The organism is Thermomicrobiales bacterium, assembly GCA_041390825.1.
In the GTDB taxonomy this organism is placed as follows: domain Bacteria; phylum Chloroflexota; class Chloroflexia; order Thermomicrobiales; family UBA6265; genus JAMLHN01.
In genome coordinates this window covers 232,755-257,456 of record JAWKPF010000004.1, presented here as the reverse complement: position 1 = coordinate 257,456, position 24,702 = coordinate 232,755, and the positions used below count along the sequence as shown (strand labels likewise).

At 63.0% G+C, this 24,702-nt stretch carries 21 protein-coding genes; 14 read left to right on the top strand and 7 right to left on the bottom strand.

The features are described 5' to 3' along the window. Positions 1–151: 151 nt before the first annotated feature. Entirely contained in the window at positions 152–2,887 is a 2,736-nt protein-coding gene (locus R2855_01095; GenBank protein MEZ4529599.1) for a hypothetical protein, read from the top strand. 340 nt (positions 2,888–3,227) lie between these two features. Here R2855_01095 and R2855_01090 read toward each other — a convergent pair whose 3' ends face one another. Next, entirely contained in the window at positions 3,228–4,850 is a 1,623-nt protein-coding gene (locus R2855_01090) for an amidohydrolase (GenBank protein MEZ4529598.1), read from the bottom strand. 237 nt (positions 4,851–5,087) lie between these two features. Here R2855_01090 and R2855_01085 point away from each other — a divergent pair, with 237 nt between their 5' ends. The 7 genes from R2855_01085 to R2855_01055 all read left to right on the top strand — a co-directional run bounded on the left by R2855_01085 (position 5,088) and on the right by R2855_01055 (position 11,632). Further along, on the top strand, positions 5,088–6,293 hold the full coding sequence (locus R2855_01085; GenBank protein ID MEZ4529597.1) for an ABC transporter substrate-binding protein: 1,206 nt from the start codon (positions 5,088–5,090) through the stop codon (positions 6,291–6,293). A 318-nt stretch (positions 6,294–6,611) separates the two neighbouring features. After that, positions 6,612–7,727, top strand: a complete 1,116-nt coding sequence (locus R2855_01080; GenBank protein MEZ4529596.1) for an ABC transporter ATP-binding protein — start codon at positions 6,612–6,614, stop codon at positions 7,725–7,727. Positions 7,728–7,788: 61 nt separating this feature from the next. Further along, complete coding sequence (locus R2855_01075; GenBank protein ID MEZ4529595.1) at positions 7,789–8,724, top strand: ABC transporter permease; 936 nt, start codon at positions 7,789–7,791, stop codon at positions 8,722–8,724. Next, a complete protein-coding gene (locus R2855_01070) occupies positions 8,721–9,557 on the top strand; it encodes an ABC transporter permease (protein MEZ4529594.1) in 837 nt (278 codons plus the stop codon). Before R2855_01075 ends, R2855_01070 begins: the two co-directional genes overlap by 4 nt. A 223-nt stretch (positions 9,558–9,780) precedes the next feature. Further along, positions 9,781–10,197: a DsrE/DsrF/DrsH-like family protein gene (locus tag R2855_01065; GenBank protein MEZ4529593.1), complete on the top strand. Its 417-nt coding sequence runs from the start codon at positions 9,781–9,783 to the stop codon at positions 10,195–10,197. A 13-nt stretch (positions 10,198–10,210) separates the two neighbouring features. After that, positions 10,211–10,459, top strand: a complete 249-nt coding sequence (locus R2855_01060) for a sulfurtransferase TusA family protein (protein ID MEZ4529592.1) — start codon at positions 10,211–10,213, stop codon at positions 10,457–10,459. 33 nt (positions 10,460–10,492) lie between these two features. Further along, a complete protein-coding gene (locus R2855_01055; protein ID MEZ4529591.1) occupies positions 10,493–11,632 on the top strand; it encodes an FAD/NAD(P)-binding oxidoreductase in 1,140 nt (379 codons plus the stop codon). Between the two features lie 98 nt (positions 11,633–11,730). Here the strand turns inward: R2855_01055 and R2855_01050 are convergent, their stop codons facing one another. Both R2855_01050 and R2855_01045 read right to left on the bottom strand, forming a co-directional pair. Further along, positions 11,731–12,147 (bottom strand): YciI family protein, encoded by a 417-nt coding sequence (locus tag R2855_01050; protein MEZ4529590.1) that lies wholly within the window; start codon positions 12,145–12,147, stop codon positions 11,731–11,733. 110 nt (positions 12,148–12,257) lie between these two features. Next, the gene (locus R2855_01045) at positions 12,258–13,655 is read right to left on the bottom strand and encodes a C69 family dipeptidase (GenBank protein ID MEZ4529589.1); all 1,398 of its coding nucleotides are present in this window, start codon (positions 13,653–13,655) and stop codon (positions 12,258–12,260) included. A gap of 197 nt (positions 13,656–13,852) precedes the next feature. Between R2855_01045 and R2855_01040 the strand changes: the two genes are divergently transcribed. Continuing rightward, the gene (locus tag R2855_01040) at positions 13,853–14,530 is read left to right on the top strand and encodes a GAP family protein (protein ID MEZ4529588.1); all 678 of its coding nucleotides are present in this window, start codon (positions 13,853–13,855) and stop codon (positions 14,528–14,530) included. A 115-nt stretch (positions 14,531–14,645) separates the two neighbouring features. Beyond that, positions 14,646–15,692 carry an ABC transporter substrate-binding protein gene (locus tag R2855_01035; protein ID MEZ4529587.1) on the top strand — a complete coding sequence of 349 codons (1,047 nt, stop codon included), beginning with the start codon at positions 14,646–14,648 and terminating at the stop codon, positions 15,690–15,692. 127 nt (positions 15,693–15,819) lie between these two features. Here R2855_01035 and R2855_01030 read toward each other — a convergent pair whose 3' ends face one another. After that, positions 15,820–17,625, bottom strand: coding sequence for a hypothetical protein (locus tag R2855_01030; protein ID MEZ4529586.1), 1,806 nt, complete (start codon positions 17,623–17,625; stop codon positions 15,820–15,822). Between the two features lie 101 nt (positions 17,626–17,726). Continuing rightward, entirely contained in the window at positions 17,727–18,056 is a 330-nt protein-coding gene (locus R2855_01025) for a phage minor head protein (protein ID MEZ4529585.1), read from the bottom strand. A gap of 89 nt (positions 18,057–18,145) precedes the next feature. Between R2855_01025 and R2855_01020 the strand changes: the two genes are divergently transcribed. Beyond that, positions 18,146–18,952 carry a DUF2807 domain-containing protein gene (locus R2855_01020; protein MEZ4529584.1) on the top strand — a complete coding sequence of 269 codons (807 nt, stop codon included), beginning with the start codon at positions 18,146–18,148 and terminating at the stop codon, positions 18,950–18,952. A 49-nt stretch (positions 18,953–19,001) separates the two neighbouring features. Here R2855_01020 and R2855_01015 read toward each other — a convergent pair whose 3' ends face one another. Then, on the bottom strand, positions 19,002–19,601 hold the full coding sequence (locus tag R2855_01015) for a hypothetical protein (protein MEZ4529583.1): 600 nt from the start codon (positions 19,599–19,601) through the stop codon (positions 19,002–19,004). A 127-nt stretch (positions 19,602–19,728) separates the two neighbouring features. Between R2855_01015 and R2855_01010 the strand changes: the two genes are divergently transcribed. Continuing rightward, positions 19,729–20,625, top strand: a complete 897-nt coding sequence (locus tag R2855_01010; protein ID MEZ4529582.1) for a hypothetical protein — start codon at positions 19,729–19,731, stop codon at positions 20,623–20,625. On the opposite strand, the gene R2855_01005 is transcribed toward R2855_01010, so the two are convergent. After that, positions 20,612–21,934 (bottom strand): phage portal protein, encoded by a 1,323-nt coding sequence (locus R2855_01005; protein ID MEZ4529581.1) that lies wholly within the window; start codon positions 21,932–21,934, stop codon positions 20,612–20,614. The two genes, R2855_01010 and R2855_01005, sit on opposite strands and share 14 nt — an antisense overlap. A 254-nt stretch (positions 21,935–22,188) precedes the next feature. Here R2855_01005 and R2855_01000 point away from each other — a divergent pair, with 254 nt between their 5' ends. Beyond that, positions 22,189–23,265, top strand: a complete 1,077-nt coding sequence (locus R2855_01000; GenBank protein ID MEZ4529580.1) for a hypothetical protein — start codon at positions 22,189–22,191, stop codon at positions 23,263–23,265. Positions 23,266–23,536: 271 nt separating this feature from the next. Next, positions 23,537–24,628 carry a hypothetical protein gene (locus R2855_00995; protein MEZ4529579.1) on the top strand — a complete coding sequence of 364 codons (1,092 nt, stop codon included), beginning with the start codon at positions 23,537–23,539 and terminating at the stop codon, positions 24,626–24,628. Positions 24,629–24,702: the final 74 nt, after the last annotated feature.

Below are 24,702 nucleotides of genomic sequence, written 5' to 3'. Positions count from 1 at the left end.
ACAGACAGGCGATTTTCTGGGCATTCCTGCCTTTCATCGGGACGGAGCGGTCATCGGACGATTGACCACTGCGTGTTCGCGTGATTTTATGTAGTTCAGCTACACCCTCCTTCCTTTCGGACGCGCAATCGACCAACGGAGGAGTGCCCCAATGCCACTTGCGCTATTCGAATTCCCACCCAAGCTTCCACCCGATTTTTGGGGAATTCCCCTCAATGCCGGTCGGACCCATGCCGTTACGGTCCGCCCTGGCAAGCCTGAATACATCATCGTCTCGATGCAATTTGGCGGTCTCTGGCGAACGTTCTCCAGCGGCGACACCTGGTATCACGTAAACGGTCTGCCGACGACCCGCTCGCACGATGTGCAATACGGCCCGACTGGACAGACCGTGGTAGCCACCAAGTTGTGGGATCTCCGGGCTGTCAACGGTGGGGGCATCTGGATCAGCCGTGATGGCGGCGAATCCTGGTCGCAGCCCGCGACCGGCATGGTTCCCAAGGATCTGCGGACACCGGAGCGAACCTCGGCCTGGGGAATCGCGAAAGACCCCGACGACCGGGTGACCTGGTATGTCGGAACGGACTTCGGGATCGCGATCAGTCGTGACGACGGCGCTACCTGGGAGCACAAGCGCATCGACCCCACCGTCCCACTCGTGAACAACCGCATGCAGGATGTTCCGCAAGCCGTCACCGCGCTGCCCGGCGGACAGGTGATGGCGATGCTACGCAGCGGCATCTATCGCAGCGACGACCGGGGCGCGACCTGGCGCAATGTGCGCTCGGGGGACTTCAGCTTTTTCGAAACAGTCGGCTGGAACAAGATGGACCGCTTTCCGTCGGCACCGGCGGTGATCGCGCTCCAGACGTATGAAAAGCTGCTCCTCTACGAGCTCGATCTCGATCGCTGGACCGAGCTGACGGTGGGAACGGGCCAATCACGTTCGCCATTCGTTCGCATCGCCAGGCTGAATGTCCCCATCTTTGGGGAATACGCCACCGTCTGGATCGGGCGCGGTGTCTCGGCGCTGTTCTGCACGCGCCAGCTTCCGCGACACTTCCGCAACGTGGGTCCGGAACACTGGTCGATCGTCGGGCGCGCACAGGGGTTTCATGACGACACCGGGGATCTCGGCCTCGATGGCGACTTCCAACCGCGCATGATGGGTACCGACGGTGGTGTGTTCTCCCCGCTGGAATACGACTCGATCGGCAATGTCGCGACCTGGCAGAGCGCCGCAAAACCGGGAAGCGGCATGAACTCGTATCAGATCACCGATATCGGTGGCACGAACGTGCGGGTCGACCGAAAAACACAATCGGCGATCTACTTCTCCACGCAAGACAACGCTGTCTGGGCTTCGACCGATGGGGGCGCCACCTGGCCGCGTAACGACTGTTGCGAAGGCTTTCATATCGAAGTCGCGCACACGGCGGAGAAAAACGAACAGGTGACCGTGGGCTATGGAAAAGTCGGCGCGGGACCCAGCGGAAGCATGTTCGCCGACGCCGGATTCCAGAACCAGCGCGCGGTGCCAGACGTCGATGAATCGGGAACGACGCTTGGTGGATGGTCACAGGCGTTCTATTTGAAACCAAAGAACTGGCTGCGTTTCCGCATGCCTCCCCCCGTAACCGGACAGCCCGCTGAGCCCAACGAGATCCGCGTTTCAGACGACAACGGTTCCAGGTGGCGCTTGCGTTACACGACCACCCTCGGCTGGGCGGGACCATTCCAGCGGACAAGCACGAACTACCCCAGCCCTCCCAATCGAGCCTACTGGCCGGTGTTCACTGGCGAGTCGAACGGCATCGATACCCGCGGAAAGATCGGATTGGTGGGGCTCTTTGGTCCGATGGCGAACACCGTGACCACCATCGGAGATTCGAATATCATCCGGCTTCCAAACGATGGCTCGCTTGGATTGCGCGCTACGGAATTCGACTGGCAAGCGGTTTTTGCGGTCGATCCGCGCGACTGGCTCCTCATCATCGCGCCGGACATCAAGAACCAGCGCATGATGATCACCCGAAGCGCCGGGTTGCTCTGGCAAGAGAACACTCAGCTCACTGATCTGGTGCTCGAGTCTGGAAACCTCCTGATGTACAAGGCGCCGTATCACATGCAGGTGACCCACATCGGGTTCGATCCCTACGACGGCAACCGGATCCTGGTGGGAACGCGTGACGCCGGAATCATGCAATCTACCGACCGCGGGGAGACCTGGAGCAAGATTGGCGGGTCGGAACGCGCGCTCTACGTAACTGGCTTCTTCTTCGAGCCCAACTCCGACGTCATCGTTTCGACATATGGGCGCGGGCTCTTCCGGCTTTCGTGGGCGGTTGGCTGCACATTGCCGTTGCTCACACGCATTCGCCAATCGATCAAACTGCAGATCGCAAACGAAGCCATCGACGCCGAGTTGGCCGCACGAGACTCGCAGCCCCCGGAAGAGGATGACCGCATGCCAGAGGGTTTCGACAATCCGAGATTGCCACGCATCTTGCTGTCCACCGACCTCCCGCCAATTGGCGTCCCGGCCGTGGGGGAAGCGGACTCGATCGGTCTGATTGGCAAGGGATTCGATCCGGACGGACCGACCGCTGCCATACTGCTCGATGGTGTGCCCATAAACGATGTCAGGCTCGAGGTGGCCGACGACGGGACGATCAGCGCCCAGGTGCCGCTTCCGGAAGGGCTCGAGCGAGGAGAGCACCTTGTCGAAGTGCGTCAGGGCGAAGGCCGCGACGCACGGGTCACCACGTCGGTCCTGTTGAAAGCCGAGGCGGACGAATTCGAGAAAGAAGTCGAATCGCGCTTTGTCGACCAGATGGTCGGGCGTGAGCACCAACAGGACAGCGGAAGCACCGAAACCGCTTCCTGAGTCGGGTGCGTCCTTCAGACATACGGCTGTGCCGTGGCGGTGTCTCCTTGGAAGAGATGCCTCGCCTTATCCAGAATGACGGGCCAGTGGGGCGAGAGGATCCGCAATACGGAATCCGGGTGATTGTCGAGGGGGTTGGGCTGGGCCGGAAAAGCCTGCCCGTCCGATGTGTGCCGATTTGGGCAGCCACGGAGAGCCACAACTACGCGAGGACGTCGCTCCAGGGGCACATGTTTCCGCAACTGCTCAAGCCCAGCGTTTCGACGGTGGCATCTCGGGAAGTGGCGATTGGCCGACCCTGAATGGACAGTCGGATCCCGCAGGACACGTCTGCTGGCAGTTACCCGATCGGCTGACGAGCAGCCGGGTTGGGAGTGGGAATCCACCACTCCTCGCCGCGAACGGTGTTGATGTATTCCGGCCAGCGCAAATCGACTGGCGGGATGAAGTCGGCGGGCAGCAAGGGCGCAACCCACGTACTGCCGCCCACACCGCCGCCGGTGCGTTCCTCGAACTCGGCTTTGCATTTCGCGAGCTCTTCGGGTTTGGTGAGCAGGTCGAGCGCGGTTGCCGCGATCGTCTTGCTGGCAAGGAACATGCCGGGATCGATCAGCTCCGGACGGCCGCCCATGGCGAGATAGGCCCAGTTCGGATACTCATAGCCCGGTTTCGGGGAGGAAAGCATGGGGCGCCCGGTAAAGAGGCGCACCGTCGGCGCGTGCCACGTGTAATCGACATAGTCATCCGAGGTGAAGTTCTTCTGCCATGAGGGCAGCAAGGAACGGGTGTCGTCCTCGTACTGCTGTGGCGTGGTGAGACGGGTATAGACCTCGGGAATGGGATGCTCCATCGGTTCGAGACCGAGATTGCGCTGGATTTCCCGGCAGAACTCGATCGCGTCCTCCCCATACACCGGTGGCCCGATGAGCTCCATGTTGCGATAGGTGAGATCGGCGAGCGCGTTGTTCGCCAACCCGACCCGGGTGCGGGTGACCCACTGGACATAGGCTTCACAACCGCTTGCCTGGGCGGCGGACTTGGCGTTGTTCGCCAACACATCGAAGATACGCTGCTGCACATCGAGCAGCGGCGACCGCCACGAGTACTGAATCTGGGCGAAGCGCGGGGGGAGATTGTCCGAGGTCGCGTCACCGGCGGCGAGGACGAATTCGTTCAAGGTCCAGGTGCCGGTGTGGGGGAACATCGCCTCCTTGGTGTACTTCGTCATGGTGTACATGAGCATCAGCGCATCGATTGCGCCGGGAACGCGCGCGACGATGTGTGACGATGCAGCGCTCTCGTCGGTGGTGCGCGGCGAGCTGTCGCGCGCGGCCCACTCTTCGGGATGCGCGCATTCGAACGTGAAGACAGCGCTCCAGTAGGAACCGCAGTGGGTTTCCCAGGTAACGGTATTGCCGTTCAGCGGGTGATAGCAGAGGAACGCGTCGGCGCCGTCGAAATACCCCTTGGCGGCATGCACCGGTTTGGAACCGCAGACTTTCTCGGCTGGCTCGCCGAAGAACCTGAGCGTTCCACCAATGCCGTTCGCCTGCATGGCGGCTTTGGTGGCGAGCATGCCGCCGAGCGCGCCGACCCCGAGCATCGAATGGGGATCGGTATGACCGGCGGTCCAGGGATGAAGCCCTTCCCTGGGCGCCTGATATGGAACGGCTTGCTGGGAGTTGCCGGGGACGGCATCGTATTCGGCATAGGAGCCAATGACCGGACCGGGACCGTTGCTCCAGGTGGCTGCGAAGGCGGTCGGCATACCGCCCGAGCCTTCCTCGACCTCCCATCCGTCGGAACGGAGAAGATCGACATAGGCTTTCGCCGATTTGTATTCGCGCCAGGCCGGTTCGGCATAACCCCAAATCTCGAGATCGAAGTCAGACAGCCGCTGACGGTTCTGATCGAGCCAATCGAATGCGAATTGCTTCGCCGGGTAGATCGCTCCGCCTGCCATAGCCGGGTCCCTCTATGCATTGTCGATGGAGATACGGTCCGCTGCTCACATGGTACCGCAGCGGGCAGCCGTCGTCGCAGGCTCCCAGCCATCGTTCTGTGCAGCTTGCCCAACCCCGGGCAGCATGCAGACCTGTTGGCGAGCAGCCTGATGCAGGCCGCGCTATACTCGGAAGCACCGAAACAACGCACCAGTCGAAAAACATTTGTCCGGCACAATCAACGATTGGGGGCACCAATGACGATGGACCGATCTCGCCGATTCGACGGCACGTCGATCGAGGCCGCCGCGCGCGCAGCGATGCTGCGTGATGTGGAAGACCTCAGCCGGCGCAAACTGCTCAAGCTTGGCGGTGCATTCGCATCGGCTAGCGCCATGTTCGCCGCGGGCATTCCGCTCGTGGGCGCCCAAACACCGGAGATCGAGGGGACATCCGAGCTTCCCGAAATCACCGAGATTCCCGACAACCTGAAGGGCGAAGGCGAAGTGGTGGTCGCTTCCTGGGGCGGAACGTTCCAGGCGGCCCAGCGCCAGGCCTATTTCGAGCCATTCCAGGAACTCTCTGGCATCACCGTGATCGAGACCGAAGGGCCGTCGATCGCGCAGGTGCAGGCGATGGTCGATACGGGCAACATCGAATGGGACGTGGTCGAGGTCGGCCGTGGCGACGTGATCAACCTGGAGCGCAAGGGCGACTACTGGGAGCCGATCGACTATTCGCTCTTCGATGTGGATCACATTCCGGAAGAACGCCGCTACACGTTCTCGGTGGACATGCTGCCGTATGCGCAGATCAATGGCTACCGCACGGACGAGTATCCAGAAGGGCCGACCGACTGGGCGGATTTCTGGGACACCGAGAACTTCCCGGGGCCACGCACGATGATTTCCGGTTCGGGTGGACTGAACCCATACCTGGAAGCGGCCCTGATGGCCGACGGTGTGGCCAAGGAGGAGCTCTATCCCATAGATATCGACCGCGCGTACGCCTCGCTCGACAAGATTCGAGACGATGTCGTGCGCTGGTGGGATGCGGGCGCGATCCCGGCTCAGATGTTGACCGACAAGGAAGCCTATATGGCCGTCATCTGGAACGGCCGTATGCAAGCGCTCCTCGACGAGGGGGTGCCGGTAGCGCCGGTCTGGAATCAGGGCGGTCTCTACACCGATGTCTGGGCGATCCCGAAGGGCGCGCCGAACGCCGCCAATGCGCAGAAGTTCGCAGCGTTCATCACGATGGCGATTCCACAGGCGCGGCTCTCCAAGCTGATTCCGTATGGGTCGGTGAACACCGATTCTGCTCAGTACATGACCGAGGAAGAGCTCAACAGCTTCATCTCCGGTCCGGCGATCAGCGAGCAACTCTTCACGGTCGATACTCAGTGGTGGGCAGACAACCTGGACGCTGTGCTCGAAATCTGGAACGAGTGGATCTTGGGATAGCGGGTCCGGGGTCCGGAGTCCGGAGTCCGGAGTCCGGAGTCCGGAGACGATACGGTCGTGGCGGAGGGTGTCTCCGGCCAATCGGAGATAGGGCACGGAGGCCCTTTGCTACGGTCGGTGGCGCGCAGGCCCTTCGCGACGAGCGGCGCGGTGGCGGTCCTTTTTGCGGACGGGACTGGAATGCGTCCGGGAGGGGTCGACGTCTGGTTCTGCCGCTATCCAATGTCTTTCAGTCTCGAGAACGGGTGCGCGAGCGCCAGAGTTCCCGCCACGAGCGCTGGATGACGGCTTTGCGGTTCGAATGACGATGGGGGGCGGATGACGGCGGTCGGTGCACAACCAGCGCAAGGCGGAATCGGCGCGCATGGCGCCGAGGTGCGCTTCGTCTCGGTCCGCAAACAGTATGGCCCGGTAACCGCGGTCGACAACGTCTCGCTGGACATCTCACCGGGCGAGTTCCTGACATTGCTCGGCCCCTCGGGCTCGGGCAAGACGACCACGCTCATGATGCTGGCCGGGTTCGAGATCCCGACCGATGGCGAAATCTTCGTCGATGACATTGCCATCGCGGCGATCCCGCCGTATAAGCGCAACATCGGCATGGTCTTTCAGAACTACGCGCTCTTCCCCCATATGACCGTGGGCGAGAACATCGCCTTTCCCCTGAAGATGCGCGGGATTTCCAAGAGCGAGATCCAGCGCATGTCGAAAGAGGCGCTGCAGCTCGTGAAACTGCCTGGCTATGAAGGGCGGTATCCGCGCCAGTTGTCCGGCGGCCAGCAGCAGCGCATCGCGGTGGCGCGCGCGCTGGTTTTCAACCCGCGTGTGTTGCTGATGGACGAACCGTTGGGCGCGCTCGACAAGCAACTGCGCGAAAGCCTGCAACTGGAGATCAAGTCGCTGCACGACCAACTCGGCGTCACCATCGTCTACGTCACTCACGATCAGCAGGAAGCGCTGGTGATGTCCGACCGAATCGCGGTCATGAACGAGGGGCGCATCGAGCAAATCGGCTCGCCGGTCGAGCTCTACGACCAACCACAGTCGAGATTTGTGGCGTCGTTCATTGGCGAGTCGAATTTCCTGAGCGGCCGGGTGCGCTCGTGCGAAAACGGGATGTGCCAGGTGGAAATCGACGGCGTGGCCACCCTTTCCGCGCCGGAGATGGCTGGGGCGGTCGCCGGCGAAGCGGTGACGGTTACCGTTCGCCCAGAGAAGCTGCTCTTCGGGCGCAGCGAAAAGACCCATCCCAATGCAGTGCCGGGACGGATCGAGAGCGTCATCTTTGCCGGCGAGATGCGGCGCTACGACGTGGCGCTGCCAAACGGCGAGCGGTTGATTCTCAAGCGCCAGAACCGCGCCGGTGAAGAGCAATTCGCGCCGGGTGACGAAGTCGAAGTCGCCTGGGCGTACGAGGATACGCGGTTGGTCTGAGACACATCTGCGGGTGGCGGATACGGGTCCCGCCGCTACCAATTGATGAGCGGAGCATCGCATGTCCGTGTCGACCGTAACGACAAACGCATCTGAGCAGGCGAAGCGGTTCAGACGGCTGGAGCGCGGGGTGCAGTTGCGTTATCTGCTCTTGCTGCTGCCTGCGTTGATCTTCCTGATCGTCTTCTACGGGTATCCGGTGGCGGCCATGCTGGCGCGCTCGTTCAACGATCCAGAGCTGGGGCTGGAGAACTTCCGCAAGCTCACGAACGTGCGCCGGCACGAGGACTTTCTCTTTCTGTCGATTCCGAGCAATGGCTACATCCACGTCTTTCTGATCACCTTGCGCATTGCCGGCGCGGTGACGCTGCTGACCCTGCTGCTCGGGTACCCCGTGGCGTATGTGCTGTCATCGATTCGGGATTCGCGCGCCAATCTGCTGCTGATCCTGGTGTTGATCCCGTTCTGGACCAGCATCCTCGTGCGCTCGTATGCGTGGATGGTGTTGCTCGGGCGCGAGGGATCGATCAACCGGATCCTGATCAACCTGGGTATCCGGGATCAGCCGATGCAGTTGCTCAATACCCGCTTTGCGGTCTATGTCGGCATGGTGCATATCTTGCTGCCGTTCATGATCCTGCCGCTCTATTCGGTCATGCGCGGAATCGACCGGAGCTATCTGCGCGCCGCCTCGAACCTGGGCGCCAGCGACGCGCGCGTCTTCCGGCATGTCTTCCTGCCGCTGTCGTTGCCGGGTGTGGCGGCAGGCTGTCTGGTCGTGTTCATTCTCTCGCTCGGGTTCTATATCACCCCGGCGCTGATCGGCGGTCCGAAGGACATCATGATTTCGATGCTGATCGCGCAACAGGTCAATACGCTCAACTGGGGCTTCGCGGCCGCGCTGGCGCTGGTGCTGCTGGTGATCGCGCTTCTGATCTTCCTGCTCTTCAACAAGGTGCTGGGGGTGGACAAGCTCTACGGAGGGACGCGCAAATGAAAGGTCTCTCCGTAACGCGCATCATCCTCTATGTGATCACGGGATTGGTTCTCTTCTACCTGATCTTCCCGATTTTCGTGGTGATTCCGGTGTCGTTCAGCTCGGCGAGCTATCTGCAGTTTCCGCCACCGGGGTTCTCGTTCCAGTGGTACCAGAAGTATTTCGACCGCGCGGACTGGATCGACGCCACCTTCCTGAGCCTCTGGATCGCGTGTGTCACGGCCATTCTGGCGACGATTCTGGGGACGATGGCCTCGCTGGCGCTGGTGCGGGGGAAGTTCTGGGGCAAGAATCTGGCGAACGCCTTCATGGTGTCGCCGCTGGTCATTCCGGGAATCATCGTGGCGATCGGGGTCTATTTCTTCTACGCACGCATTCAGATCGTCGGTAGCCCCTGGGCGCTGGCGCTGGCGCATACCGCGCTGGCGCTTCCATTCGTCGTCATCAATGTTTCGGCCACGCTCTATGGGTTCGACGAGCGGCTGGAATACGCCGCCATGAACCTGGGCGCGAACCGCTGGCAGACCTTCCGGCATGTGATGTTCCCCATCATCCGGCCCGGGGTCTTCGCGGGAGCGCTCTTTGCCTTCATCACCTCATTCGACGAACTGATCGTGGCGCTGTTCATTAGTGGAACCGGCGCGGTGACCCTGCCACGCAAGATGTGGGACGGGTTGCGGCAGGAGATCGATCCCACGATCGCGGCGGTGTCGACCCTGTTGATCGTGACATCGGTCGCCATCCTGATGAGCGCGGAAATCTTGCGGCAACGCTCGGAGCGGATGCGCACGAGCGCGATTTTCGAAGACGTGATTCCCACCGAGATTCAGTAACCCCCCGCCCCGGCCCCCGGCCTCCATCGCTGGCGCGCCATCGACTGGGATCGACGATGCGCCCATGCCGAACTCAGGCACGCCGGGCGGTGCGTTCGTGTGATTGTTACGACTCTGCAATGTCCCCCGTGGTCCTGACATGCTTGATGAACAGCCGATCTTATACCCTACCAGGGTAGGGCAGATATCGATCTGCCAGCACACACTGGGAACGGAGTAGACCATGGCTGAGAAGATGTCGATCATCGTTTTCTCCGGCACCGTCGACAAGCTGATGGCCGCCGCTACATTGGCGACCGGCGGCGCTGCGATGGGGCTGGATGTCGATCTGTTCGTGACGTTCTGGGGACTGAACGCGTTCCGCAAGGACCAGGTGCGAAGCAACATGCGCCTGAGCGCCGACTTCGCGGAGTTCGCCGAGCCCATGATGCAGGCGATGCAGGAGAAGAACGTTCCGCACTGGATGGACGTCCTGACGCAAGCCAGCGAAATCGGAAATATCCGGGTCCGCGCCTGCAGCCAAACGATGGAGCTCTTTGGCTGGAAGCTCGAGGATTTGGATCCCATCGTCGAGGACGTCACGGGCGTGGCGGTCTTCGTCGATGAGGCAAAAGACGCCAACGTCAATCTCTTCATTTAGAAAGGAACGAATCATGAGCGCGATCGAGCACGTCGCCATCGACAAGGAAATCGATGCCCGCGGAAGCTTCTGCCCAGGACCGCTGTTGGAGCTGATCCGGGGAGTCAAGAGCGTGGAGGTCGGACAAATCGTTGCGGTGTTGTCCAGCGATCCCGGCTCCAGCAAGGACATCCCGGCCTGGGTCGCGAAGGCGAAGCACGAGATGGTGCGCGTCGACGCAACGCCGGAATACAACCGCTTCGTCATCCGCAAGACCCACTAGCGCGCCGTCGTCGCAGGAAAGGATCGGTCCGGGATGAGCGAACGTATCGTGATCGTTGGCGGAGGTGTCGGAGGCACCCTGCTCGCCAATCTCCTCAGCAAGGAACTGCCGGCTGAGCAGGCGAAGGTGACCGTCATCGATGAATTCGGCCAGCACCTCTACCAACCCGGCTGGTTGTATGTGCCGTTCGGCGAAGAATCGCCGGGCAAGCTCCGCAAGTCGGAAAAGAGCCTGTTGCGCAAGAATGTCGAGCTGATCGTGGAGCGCGCCATATCGGTCGATCCCGTGAAGAAGACCGTCGAGCTGGCGGGAAAACGATCGGTGCCCTATGACATCCTCGTGCTGGCGACCGGCGCGCGCATTGCGCCCGATGAGGTTCCAGGCTTTGCAGATGGCGCCTTCCATTTCTATAGCAGCGACGCCGCCATCAAGCTGCGCGCGCGTCTGGACGGGTTCACGGGCGGCCGCCTGGTGGTAGGCGTGGCGGATATCCCGTACAAGTGCCCCCCAGCCCCGCTGGAATTCGTCTTCAAGGTCGAGGAGTTTCTGGCGAATCGCGGACTGCGCGACAAGACCGAGCTCGTCTACCTCTCGCCGATCAACCGCGCCTTCACCATCGAAAGTGTCTCCGAATTCGTGACCCCCATGTTGGAGGAACGCAACATTCGGACCGAAGTCTTCTTCAACACCGAAGAGATCGATCCCGTTGCGAAGAAGGTCACGTCACTGGAAGGGGATGAGATCGACTACGACCTGCTGGTGATGGTCCCGCCACACAGAGGATCGCAGTTGGTGGTCGAATCCGGACTCGGTGACAAGCTTGGATGGCTTCCCACCGATCGCCACACACTGGAAGTGGCCGGTCACGAAAACGTCTACGGGCTGGGAGACGCCACCGACATCCCCGTCTCGAAAAGCGGTTCGGCCGCGCATTTCGAAGCCAAGGTGATGGCGGAACGCATCGTCAACAAGATCAGGGGAATCACAGCCAACGACCCCGTGTACGACGGTCACGTCCTCTGCTTCCTGGAGACCGGGTACGGGCAGGCGAGCCAACTGGCCTTCGACTTCGAGAATCCTCCCCAACCGCCGAAGCCGAGCCGCTACTACCACTACCAGAAGACGCTATTCAACAAGGTGTACTGGTACATCGTTCCCAAGGGCATCGTCTAGCGGGGGCGCCTACGCCACGCGGAGCAGACATGCAGCACGCCGCTCGATCGATCGAGCGGCGTGCCAACGTCCGTGGAATATTCGTCCGGCGACCCGGGTTACACGTCGCCCTGCAGGACGGCTCGCTCGAACGGTACAGCGTCCTGGATCTCCTGAGGGAAGTCGGAGAGCTCGTAGACGCGGCGGATCTCGATCATTTCGGTGCCCATGACCGGCACCTGGCTGGCCAACGCGACCGCCTCTTCCAACGAATCCGCCTCGATGAGCCAGTAACCGCCCAGGATCTCCTTCGACTCGGTGAACGGCCCATCGGTGACGACTGGCTTCTTCTCCTTGTTGCGGAAACTGACGCGGGCGCCCAACCTGGACGGGTGCAGCCCTTCGCCGCCGAGCATCTTGCCGGCATCGGCAAGCCGCTTGTTGAACGCGTCCATTTCACCGAAGAGCTCGATCGGAACATCGATCTCATCGATCGATTTGTCGAATCCGGGATACATCAACATCATGAAGCGCATCGATATTCTCCTCTCGGTCGTTCCACGACTCCACGTCTGAGTCGGATGCAGGTAGTCGGCCGCGGGCGCTATGGATCGACATTTCTGCAAGAACCTGGTTCGAGCGCGAGCTACGGCGCGTGCGCCGAGACCGCTTCGGTCCTGCCGTTTGCCGGAATTCCGGCCACGCTGTCGCGCTCGTTCCAGTACGCGTCCAGGTCAGGCAACGGCGTGTAGCTGTCCTGGGTGAGCAGTTCTCGGGTCAGGCGATTGGCGAGGTCGATAGCGCGATTCGAGGTGGAATGGACCAGAGCGCGTAATGTCGCAACGGCGATGGGTTCGTTCCCGTCCGAGATCAGTTGCGCCGCTTTGGCTTCGGCGCTGGCGGCGTCGGCGAAGAATTCGTCCTGCAGTGCCGCGAACGCGTCACGCACAAACCCCGCCGAGTCCGGACTCCGCGCCACCAGCCGTTGCAGGCGCTCGTACACCCACCATGGTGAACTGGGATCGAACCTGGCGGCCGCGACGCCAAGCCGTTCCGGGAGTCCAACAGCGAGCGGGTAGACCGGGCGGAAAACGCTGAGACAGGGCGAACCAAAGGCTGTCCAGACGGTGCTGGTCAGGAGGCGGGGCTGATTCGGGCGAAGGCTGACGACCATGGCGGCGGCGGTTTCGCCTTCGAAGACCGGGTTTGCGTGCATGCAGATGGTTGGGATCGGTTCCGGGCCGGTGGGGAGATCGCGGCCGGCATGGTCGCGCAGGACGGCCATCATCTCCGGCACACCGATCCCCGGCCGATACCCGCCAAGGATCTCCCGGGCGCGGTCGAGCCGGCATTGGCGCGTGGAGAGATCGACTTCGGGATTTCGATAGGCTTCGGCGAAACCGCCCACTGGTTGCCACCACCCCTCGGCTTCGGCATGTTCGCGGATTCCGGGCGAGCCGAGATCCCATTGCTCGCCAATCGTGAGCAAGTTGGAGATCGCTCCCCGTTCGCGCACCTCATTGGCGACCCAGCGATGTCCGGCAGTCTCGATGATCCAGGCGGAGGCGGGGTCGGCGACGATGAAGGAGTTCTGGTACGTGCGGAAGTAGGTGGCTTCGCAACTTCCGCCCTGGCCATATTCCTCGATCAGCGCGCCAATGACGCCAACGGCCTCCTGGGCAGTCTGGCTGCGTTCGAGTCCGAGACGAACAAGGTCCATACCGATCAACGCCGCGTCGTGCGACGGCTCGCGGGTATGCACCGCCTCGTTCCCGATGGCCACACCCCATTCGTTGACACCCATCTCGCATCCCCAAAGCCAGTACGGAGCGGATGCGATCAGCTCCCAGGTGGTTTCGACCTGGGGAATCTCGATGTACTGGGTGCGGAGCGTGCTGCCGGCAGGATGGGATTGGCGCGGAACATGGCGGAGGGGTTGGGATTCGTTGGGGGAACGATCGCTGTTCTTGGCGAAAATGACGTCTCCCTGCGCGGTCAACGGGGGGAGCACAACCGATGTGTCGCAGGAAAAGGGACCGACCATGCCAGGAGCCTCCCGGTACGCGCGAATGCATTCCGGGAGTATAGGGAAGCGGTATTCCCCGGTGACGAGGTGCGCGTAGCCAATCTCTTGCGGCAGCATCGCGCGTACGCCGAAGCAGCAACGTGGTACAAACCGCGCGGTAGACCAGGCGCAACACTCGAGCGTGTTCGGGATGCGGCGTGTTGGTGGAGAGCCGCATGCTGCTCGCGATCCTGCAATTCGTTCCGCTGTCTCTGGCGGCAATCACACCGACGATGGTGATCTTCGTCACCGCGCTCATGGCGCACGACGGGAATGCCAAGCGGGCATTCGCGGTGGTGGCCGGCCGCTTCCTGGGATTGCTCGTGGCCGGCTTCGCGGCGCTGTTCGTCTTGCATCAACTGCCGAAGAACCCGGCCAGCGGCAAGCTCGACCAGCGCGAGGCGTTGCCGGCCATTTTCCTGATCGTGGGCATTGGGCTCATGCTCGCGTCCGGATACAACCTGATCGTCAAGTCGGTACCCAGTCAAGAAAACCAGACGTCGATCCTGTCCCGCTTGCGCAAACTGAATGCGCCAGTGCTGTTCGTGGCCTGTTTCGCAACGGCGTTCATCTCGATCCGGCAGATGTCGCTGCTCCTGGCTGGCACCGCCATCATCAAGGAAGCGAGTGACCGGTTCGCGGAGAGCTTCGTCATGTTGTTCGTGCTCTGTCTGGCGATGATCTGGCCGATGGTGGTTCCGTTGGGAATCAAGGTCGGCATGGGCAAACGGGGAGACGACCTGCTGGAACGGCTGCGAGTCTGGATGGGCGTCCATCAGCAGGCGATCAACTCCTCGGTGTTGGCGTTCTTCGGTGGCATCCTCGTGGCCAAAGGAATCGCCGGCCTGAATTGACCAGCCGGCGCCTTCACCTACGGCTGAAATTCCGAGTAAAATTGTCGGGATTTTTGGGCGGGGCGCCGAATGACCGGATTCGTGTCCGCTCCTGCCCCGGTAAAGCGAGGTACAAGTGACGCACTCTTCTTTTTCTCGGCGCGCGCTCCTGGGTGGCGGGGCGGCCACGGCGGTTGGACTGGCGTTCAGCCGGACCATTCCGGCGGCCGCGCAGGCGACCCCGGAAAGCGGTGACGCGGCTCCGCCGGTCGATGGCGTTTTTCCTGTCACGATTTCACACGTCTATGGGGAAACGACCTTCGACGCCGCGCCAGAGCGGATCGCAACCGTGAGCTGGATCGATCAGGACGTGTTCATCGCGTTGGGCACGGTGCCAGTCGGCATGCCGTACTACTCCTGGGGTGGCGATGGCGAAGGCTTTCTTCCCTGGACCCGTGCCGCCATTGGCGACCGTCCGTTGCCGGTGCTCTATGACAATGAGAACGGCTTGCCGTTCGAAACGATCGTGGAGCTCGCGCCGGATGCCATCATCGGCATCTATTCCGGAATGACGCAAGACGAATACGACACGCTTTCCAAGATCGCCCCCACGGTGGCATACCCGGCCATTCCGTTCGGCACCTCCTGGGAAGACGTGACGCGCATCATCGGGCAGATCATGGGCAAAGCCGCCACTGCCGAGCAACTGGTGCAGGACACCATCACCCTCGTGCAAGCATCCGGCGCGGACTATCCGCAACTGCAGGGCAAGACCTTTGCCTACGGTTCGCCCAGCGAGACGGGGTTGTACATCTACACCACGGTCGATGCGCGCGTGCAGTTGCTCAGTCTGTTGGGCATGACGCCGAGCCCGTTCGTGGAATCGTTGCCGGTTGGCGACGACCAAAGCGCGTTCTTTGTCGATGTCAGCGCCGAGCGCCTGGGCGAGATCGATGCCGACATCCTGATCCTCTGGTTCGGCACGCAGGAGCAGGCCGACGAGGCTGCTGCGCTGCCGACCATGGCCGGTATCCCGGCGTTCGCGAACGGCGCGTATGTGCCCATCATCGGCGAGACCGATGTCATGGCCGTGTCCGCGCCGTCACCGCTCTCGATTCCGTACATCATCGAAAGCTACGTTCCGAAGTTGGCCGCCGCCGCGGACAAGGTTCCGACGGCGTAGGGGCAATCGAACGCTGCGATGCACGCCTCGCTCCCGACACACGGGAGCGGGGCGTGTTCATGCGGCGTTCCGCTCAGAATCCCGACGTTCAGACGAACCCCGGTTCACTGCGTTCGATTTCGCTCCACTACACCTCCAGCAGCTGCAGCGCGATGGTCGAGGTTCCCCAGATTCCTGCGTCGGACGGTTTGGGAATGACTTCCTCGATCGCGACGATGCGGATCTGCCGCTCGACCGGATCGTCGTCGTAGTCCAGATCGCGGAATGTAAGCGTCTGGTTGTCGTGCCATGAATGCCAGAGCGCGTTGCGTTGCGCCGCTCCGGCCAGCGCGGCAGCCGATCCGTCACGCTGCACGATGCCATCGCGGATCATGACCGAGCAGGCCCAGCGTCGCCGGCGTGGCGGCGCATCCATCACGGCATAGTCTGCCCAAATCCCCGTCAACACCGGCGCCCAGTCGGACACCGATGTGTACCGCACCCGCAACTGGAGAAACGGCGAAACCGCCGCATTGGGCGAAAGCTGCGCGGACAGCTCGAAGACGCGTTGCGCGGGATCGTTCACGGTCGACGTGGCCGCGGTGGTCCAATTGGCTCCGCCGTCGATCGACCATTCGAGCGTCAATGAGATCGAGTCGGACGAACCGCTATTGCCACGGAGTTCCGGCGCGGCGAACGTGGCGCCAATAGCGCGCCAGCTCTTGCGCGCGTCCCGCTGGCCGGCATCGAGCATCGCCGACGTGAACGAGCCGGAACCGGCATAGGCCGGCGCGGACGGTCCGCGCGGCGTCATGCGCAGCAGGTCGTACGTGACTCCGGAGTTCCCGTTGCGGAAAGCAAGCAGGTCGAACGACCCCGCGCCAGCGAGCGCCACCGGCCACACCCATGGCGCGGCATCGGTCTCCCGCATCAACCACCAACCGGTGCCATCGAACGCCCAAAGCTGATAGCTCCCCGCGCGGCTCTCGATCGAAACGACCAGCATGTTGCCAGCCACCGCCCCACCGTGACAGGCACGGCCGTCGAGCCCGGTCGCGCGCCAACCCTGCTTGCTGGAACCCCCATTGGGATTCCACTCCACCGCGTTGCCACCGAGCCAGGTATAGAGCTTTCCGCCAAACGAGCAAAGGAACCGAAAATCATCCGCTGCCGGAGCGTACTGGGTGTAGACCGGTTCCGGTTCGCCCACCCAGACCCCATTGACCGGATCGGCGCGTCCGCCCAGCAACCAGAGCGCGGACCGGGTGGCGATGGCAACCTTGCCGCCATGCAGCGCCATGTTGGTGATCGGCGCGTCGAGCTCGCGGGTGTCGAGCCCGCCGCCGGTCGTGAGCCGCAGGATGGCTTCGTTGCCCGGAATCGGGTCGGCAATCGCCAACCGCCCGGCATAGCCCACCAGCCAGCTCCCTTTGAGTCCTGCCGACAGTGCCGTCAACACCAGTGATCCCGGATCGAGCAGCTTGATATCGGGACCGTTGCCGCACCCGATGGCCAGATAGCCGCCGTAGTACCCAAGGCCGGACACGGTCTGCCCGGCGCCGATATCGGCGACCTGCGTCAGGCTGGACCAGCTTCCCGCGCTGAGCGCGACGGTGCGGTAGACGTAGCGCCCAATCCCGAGATAGACCGCGTTGCCAAGGGCAAATGTATGCACCCGCGTGGCAGTGGAGACCGGAATCACCACACCATCCGTGTGGGATGCGCCAAACGGCCACGGTTCGATGCCCTGGCCGAAGAGCGCCGGCCCAACTCCGGGCGAATCCCACGATGTGTCCCGCTCCAGCTGCAATGCCCGTCGTTGGCCACCGACGAAATCGGAAATGACCACCCGGCCAGAACGCCCTTCTGGCAACCCCGCCGCCCCCCGGCGATAGCTGCCGGGAACGAGCATGTACGCGACGCCATCGAGCACGATATCAGCAACTTGCGGCATGAAGATCTCCTTGGAATAGCACGCGGCAGGCGGCATGCAGCAGGCAGAACGAGGTGAGCGCACGTCTTCTGCGTGCTGCGTGCTGCCTGCCGCGTGCTCCACTAGTCAGGGGTGGTCCACGTCGTGTAGGCGTAGACGCGCTGGCAGCGGCAATTGGGGTGGAGCGGTGGCTGGGGACCGTCGTCCGCGCGCCAGACCCGGCCGGCATATGGCCCGCACACGGGACAGACCTTTTCGTCGGACGCGGTCTCCCAACGTGTATAGACCTGCGCTTCGAGAACGCGATGCGTGATTTCGACAATGTCTTCGATCAACATGACGGCGATCGCGGCCACCTGGTCGAAAAAGCTGTTCCGCGCCAGCGTATTCCGCGCGTCTGCCTGGGCGCGGTTGCTGCCACCCGCCAGATCACGATTCCAACCCATTGGCATAGGTTCTACTTCCTCCGTCCTCCATACTTGCCATGTGCGGGCAAAACACATGACGCCTGCCCGCCGGCGCAACGCGAAAGGACACTCTCATGCGGCAACGTTTCCACGCGCTTCCCATCGGCGCAGCTGCGCTCCTGATCGCTGTGCTGGGGTTGACCGCGTTTGCGATGAATGCCATCCCGGCCGCCGCGCAGGGAAGCACCAAGACCGTAGAGATCGCGCTCGACCCGTTCACCAGCATCCAGATCAACGGCGGCGGAACGGCGTCCCTGACTTTCGGCGACACGCCGTCGGTCACGATCACCGGCAACTCCCTGATCGTCGACCAACTCGACGCCAAGGTGGAAAACGGGCAACTGGTGCTCGGTTCGGTGCTGACGTCGGCGCTGGATGTAACTGGATTGAGCGAGCTGACCTATGAAATCGTGGCGCCCGCGCTGGACGAGATCCATCTTTCGGGCACGGTGCACCTGACCGTGCCGGTCTTGCCAGCCCAGGACACACTGGTGCTGGGCCTGACCACCGGAGCGCACCTCACCATCGGCGCGATGGATGTGCAATCCCTCACCGGCAAGCTCGATCTCCTCTCCAATGCCACCCTCACCGGCGCAGCCGGAACGATGCAGCTGGAGATCAACAACGGATCCGAGCTCCATGCCGGAGAACTCGAGGTCGAAACAGCCGATCTCGTCCTGAATGGTGTGGCGAAAGCAACTGTGCGCGTGACCGGATCGCTCACCGGGCGCGCCGCGCAGGGCTCGACCGTGGAATACATCTCGCAGACGGTCACCCCGCAAATCACCACGACCACGATGGCCTCGGTCACCGCGCTGGAATACACGCCCTGGTCTGGCGTGCTTCCGGCGCCTGCCTCCGGCGCGACTCCCGCCGCGTAACACATCGGCGCGAACCCCGGTCCGCCAGCCGCGGACCGGGGCGCTCGACTTAGCCAGTCCGCAGCACACTGCCGGCAGCGCGCCGGAATCGGGCGCGAATCAACGACTCCGCGGCCCGTTCATAAGCTTCGGCCACCCGAACGAGCGCCAGGCTCGACGTATCGAGCCCGCGTTTGCCAACCTCGACCGAGCGCCGCAACAACGCTCCACTGGCAGCCATGAGCACCACGATCTCGACATCTCTATCGGGCAGTTCGACCTGGGTGACATCGTCATCCGGCAGCGGTCGGACGGCGTAGAAATCGATGCGCCAGTTCCCGGCCGGAGCCGGAACGGACAGCGTCAACGCGTCGTTCCAGAACGACCATCCGGCTGCGGTATCTCCCTCGACCGATTTCGGCAGCAGGTTGCCGTTCGGCAGATAGACATGGGCGATATCACGTTCAGAGGCGGGTCCGCTGAGCGTCAGCGTCGCTTCTCCGCCAACAGCGACGACGGTTTCGGTCTGCTGGAGCGGGAAACGGGCGCTGTAGCGATGCAACGCCTCCCGCAGAAAATCGTGCAGCACCGCATCGGACCACAGCGGCGCGGGGGTGGGGTCTTCGAGACGAACGCGCAAGCTGGCGCGCAATTCGGCACGGGTCGTCATATCAGGTTCCTTTCGTTTCTGGAAGAGAGAAGGCGAGCAGCCCAGGCCGCTCGCAGAGCGCCCGATGCGTCGCCGGGCGGGTAAGCTAGATGGCAGTGGCCGCGATTTCCGGAAAGGAGCTTGCCCCATGCGCCACTGGATGATGGCAACGATGGTGCTGCTCACCCTGGCGAGCGGCCTGGCGCAAGCATCGGCGCAGGAGCAGGCATTTCCCGCCATGCCGCTGGACGAGCTTGGCCTGCCCGAGGTGATCGTGACCTCCGACGGGGTCACCCTGACCGCCCCGACCGAACTGGACGCCGACCGGTATTACCTGGAGCTCGAGAATCGGAGCGCGGCGGCTTCGATGGCAGTCGAGTTCTATCGCGCGCCAGACGGCACATCCGCCGCAGACCTGATACCCGACTTCCAGTCAGCCGCCGCGTCCAACCTGCCGCCACCCGGCTTCTACGACAATCTGATCGGCGGTGGCGTCTCGGCCGAACCGGGCCGCACCGGACAGGCGGTGATCGATCTGCCTGCCGGAAGTTGGGTGGTGGCCGTCTTCGTCTATGGCGGCGAAGCGAACAGCCTGTTGGCCCAGCAACTCGAGGTCACTGGCGAGATCGGATCGCCAGACGACCCGGATTCCGATGTCGATGTGAACTTCGAGGACTTCGCGTTCGAGCTGGGCAGCGGTCTCCGGGCAGGCGACCTCGTCTGGGAACTGGAAAACGACGGCAACCAACCGCACTTCATCTCCATCTACTCCTACCCCGGTGAACTGACCGCCGCCGGAGTCAATGCCGCGCTCGCCGCCGCATATGGCGCTTCGCCCGAACCAGTCGCTCCGAATGTCGCCCCGATCGACCTGAGCCAATTGGTCGAAATCGGCGGATCGGGCACGATGTCTGCCGGTGTCGAGGCATGGCTTCAGATCGATCTTCCACCAGGCGCCTATCTGGCGCTTTGCCAGGTGGCGGATCGCGACTCTGGCTTGCCGCACTCCGTCCTGGGGCAATTCGTCGTCTTTACCGTGACGTAGGCTCGGCGCGCTCCAGCGCGATACGAGCCAGCTCCGCATCCGGATCGGTCGCGCCGAGGGTGGCAAGCGCGGTGCGGCGGGATTGGATACCCGATTCGACCAACGCCACCGCAGAGCGAACCGCCAGTTCGGCATCGCTGGGGAGCACATTCGGCCAGATCGTGTTGGTCTGGCGCAAGCCGCCGAACGCTTCCCCGCCAAACCGTTCCAGCAAGTCGAGCAAGCGCCAGTTTCGCTCCCGGTAGAACGCGTCCCACTGGCGGCGCTTGCGCGCCACCTTCTGGATGAGCGGCTGGATCTCGACCTCGAGCGCCGCTCCGGAGATCGCTCGTCCCGAATCGCCAAACGCGGTGCGCGGGGTTTCACTCAGATCGTGCAGCACCCGAAAGAGCTGCCCGATATAGTCGATATGCAAGGAGACCCCGCCGCTGCCGAGCAGGTCGAGCAGATAGGCGCGCGACCCCTCCGGCAACTCCCACTTTGCACCCGGTCCGACCGCGATTCCTTCGGAGCCGTCGACATTCTCCAGCACCGCAATGGGCGCGCCCGAAAGCTCCAGCACCTGCGACAGCACGCTCATGCGGCGATTGATCTCGCGGCAGATGTCATAGAGATCGGTCAGATCGGATTCGCCCCAGACGCCGTCCAGACCAGGATGATTCGCCAGCATCGCGTAGGGAATCCAACCGTACGGGTTCGCGTCGTCCCGCAGGAGCTGCTCGGCGACCGTGACGCTCCACCGTTCGTCGGTCCACCGCTCGACCACCTGATAACGTCGGTTTGGATCGAGATGCGCGCGATCGGGCCCGTCGCCAAATAGCGCCCCGATGTCCTCCCCTCGCACGCCATAACACTGGGTGACGCTCAAAATACGCCGGGGATCGTCCGGCGCGGTCCGCACCACCAACGTGCCGGGATCGACCGCGGCCACGCGAGGACATCCCCGCCGGGCGTCCCAGGAGACCTTGACCGCCGCATCTCCCCGCACCGCTGCCGCAACGCACAGGTCGATATCGAGCGTGGCCAGGTCGTTGCGGGCAATCGTTTCGGCCAGCAGATACTCGGCACGATTGGCATCTGTCTGGTCGCCTTCCACCAATACCGTGAACCGCGGCTCGGCGGGAAAGACATACGACGCCACCTTCTGCAACAACGCGCGCGCATAGTTGAGGGTCAATCGGGTTTCTCCCGGCTTGCGGCGCGTACGCCATTGATCGCCCTCGAAAAACGCCAATGCCGCTTCGTAGCGGGCGAACCGTGCCCGATCAGCGTCGGTGACGAGTTCCTGCGGCCAGTTCAGTTCGAGCATGTGCCTGGTTCCCTTTCTCTCTTGAGTCGAATCGAGTCCGAGCGGCGAGCGCCAACACTCGGCGCGCCGCCATGGTTGCGATCGCATGCCGCTCATGGCGGACAATGCGCCGAAAACTCCAGCAAAATCCCAGCGTTGCGGCTTTCATCGTTAAGGTTCGACTGCTAAGATGATGTCGAGACGCACGGGCAGCGCGCGTCTCTTCGGCATGGCGGTGCCGCGCGAGTCACCCCTACGGGTTTGGGAACCCAACGATGGATCAGCAAACGTTCGACCGATTGACCCGGGCTTTGGCCGCCGGACAACACCGGCGCGCATTCGTGCGCCGTCTTCTTGGTGCGGGCGCGGCTGCGGTCATCGGGGGCGGATCGATCCGCGGCGGATTGGCCGCACAGGCCCCTGCGGGCACGCCGAGTTCCACGGAACCCTTGCGTGAGCCGAGCGAGCCGGTATCGCCCACCCAGGTCGTGCAATCGCTCGCGGCCGAGGCCGAAATCTGCGTCGAGCCACTGGTCGAAACAGAATGCGGTTGCCTCGATCCCGCAACCCAGACATGCTGTCAGGACGCCATCTGCACCGGCCGGTGCACCAGCAAGGACGGTTGCTGCAATGTCAGCGCCGATCAGACCGATACGACCCGCGGCGAGGTCTGCGGCGACCACTGTTGCCACCCTCATCTCGATCCAGGCAACGCCAACTACTCCGAATGCTGCGACAACGCGTGCTGCGCCGGTCATTGCTATGGGGAAAACCTCTGCTGCCCGGTCGCCAGCTTCTGCCCCGGTATCGACAACGATCTCTGCTGCGCCGCGGGTGAGCTTTGCTGCGGCGCCGGTTCCAATGCCAATACCTGCATCCCGGGAGGCGCCGGCGCGTGCTGCTCGGTGACCGATTGCGCGCTCGAACCCGGCGCGTGCTACGTGACCTGCGAGATCGGCGTCTGCCGCCAGCACGTCTGCGCCGACGGGGCTGTCTGCTGCGCAAATGCCGCGGGCGCGCCCATCTGCGTCACCGGCAATTGCTGCAACGACGCCAACTGCGGCGTCGGCGAAGCCTGCCTGGGCGGCGTCTGCACCGCGGTCGAGTGCTTCGTCGATGCCGATTGTGCCGGCGCGGACGCCTGCACCCTGGCAACCTGCTCGAACGGCGCCTGCTCCTATTCCCCCGCCTGTCCAGGCGCGTGCGCCACGTGCTCCGAGGGCGTCTGCTCCACCGACGACACCCTCTGCACGCTCTGCGAGACGTGTGACGCCGGAACCTGCATCCCGGTGGAATGCCCCGACGGCTACAGTTGCTACGCCGAAACCGGCGAGTGCCTGGGCATCGCCTGATCCCTGAACCAAAACAAATCTCGCCGCTCCTGGATCGTCGCGGCGGTGGGTCCCATTCCCCTGGTCGGTAATCGCCGACATGATTCTGCGTCGGGCATCGCCCTCTATGTCCCAATAACCAATCAAAACAGGTATTGACTTTCGCTTGCCAAACCATATGATGTGAACACTGAAAAATACGGAACTTCCAACGCATTCCTGAGATCCAGTTCGCGGCCTCGCGGCCGTACACGCAGTTCACCTCGGCGGCACGGTTCAGAGAGGAGCGGGAATGGACGATCGTCGGTTCGATTCGCTAACCAAGTCGCTTGCTGCCGGCGCGAATCGGCGGACGCTTCTCAAAGGCTTGCTCGGCCTTGGTGGAGCGGCGACGGCTGGGAGCATCCTTCTGGACGACGATGCCGATGCAGCCCGGCGTCCCACCCCCACCCCGAAACCTCCGTCCTGTCCCGGTCAACAGACTCCCGTCGGTGGGCAATGCGTTTGTCAAACCCCCAAGGCGCCAGGTCCGGAGAAATGCGGCCCCGACTGTTGCAATCCAGCCGGAATCGGCGCCGCGCATAGCGAGTGTTGTGACAACGCCTGTTGCTATGGCGTCTGCTACGGCGAGGAACTTTGTTGTAGCACCAACCCTCGCCCCGGCGGGCTTCCACCGCTCCAGTACTTCTGCGACTCAGACGATGGGGTGGAGTGCTGCTTCTCCGCGCAGGACTGCTGCCGTGTCGATGGTTGCTGCGACACCTTCTGCCACGGCGGACTCCTGGGGAACGATTCCTGTTGCCCGGCCGAACAGGTTTGCCTCGGTGGTGATGACAGCGACGATATCTGTTGCAATGCGGGCGAAACCTGCTGTGGCAGCGGAACCAACGGACGGTACTGTGCCGACTTCTCCACTGGCGGTTGTTGCGAGACAAGCGATTGCCCGACGCCAACGAATGGCTCCTGCGAGGCGGTATGCGTCTTCGGGCACTGCCAGCCGGTCGATTGCTCCAGCGACGAAATCTGTTGCCGGGGCCAATGCCTCAGCAGTGATCTCTACGAGTACTGCCCAACCGATGCAGCCGGATGCTGCGAAAAGAGCTCCGCGACATGCTGCGGTGGGAATTGCTGCCCTCTGGGTCAGTGCAACGAAACCGCCAACGAATGTTGCGATGCCCTGCAAACCCCCTGCGGCACCGGAGACAACGCCTGCTGCGATGAGCTCTTCACATGCTGTGGATCGGCCCGCATCTGCTGCCTGGATGAACTCTGCACCACTGACGGCGACTGCTGTTCCGGGCAGGACATCGCCTGTGGGGCCGAATGTTGCCCGGAGATTCGCTGCGGCACCAATGCGGTGACCGGTGGCCGCCTGCTGCCCTGAGGGCTTCATCGCCTGTGGCGGCATTTGTTGCAGCGCTGCCATCTACCAATGTTCGACAACCGGACCGGGTGTGA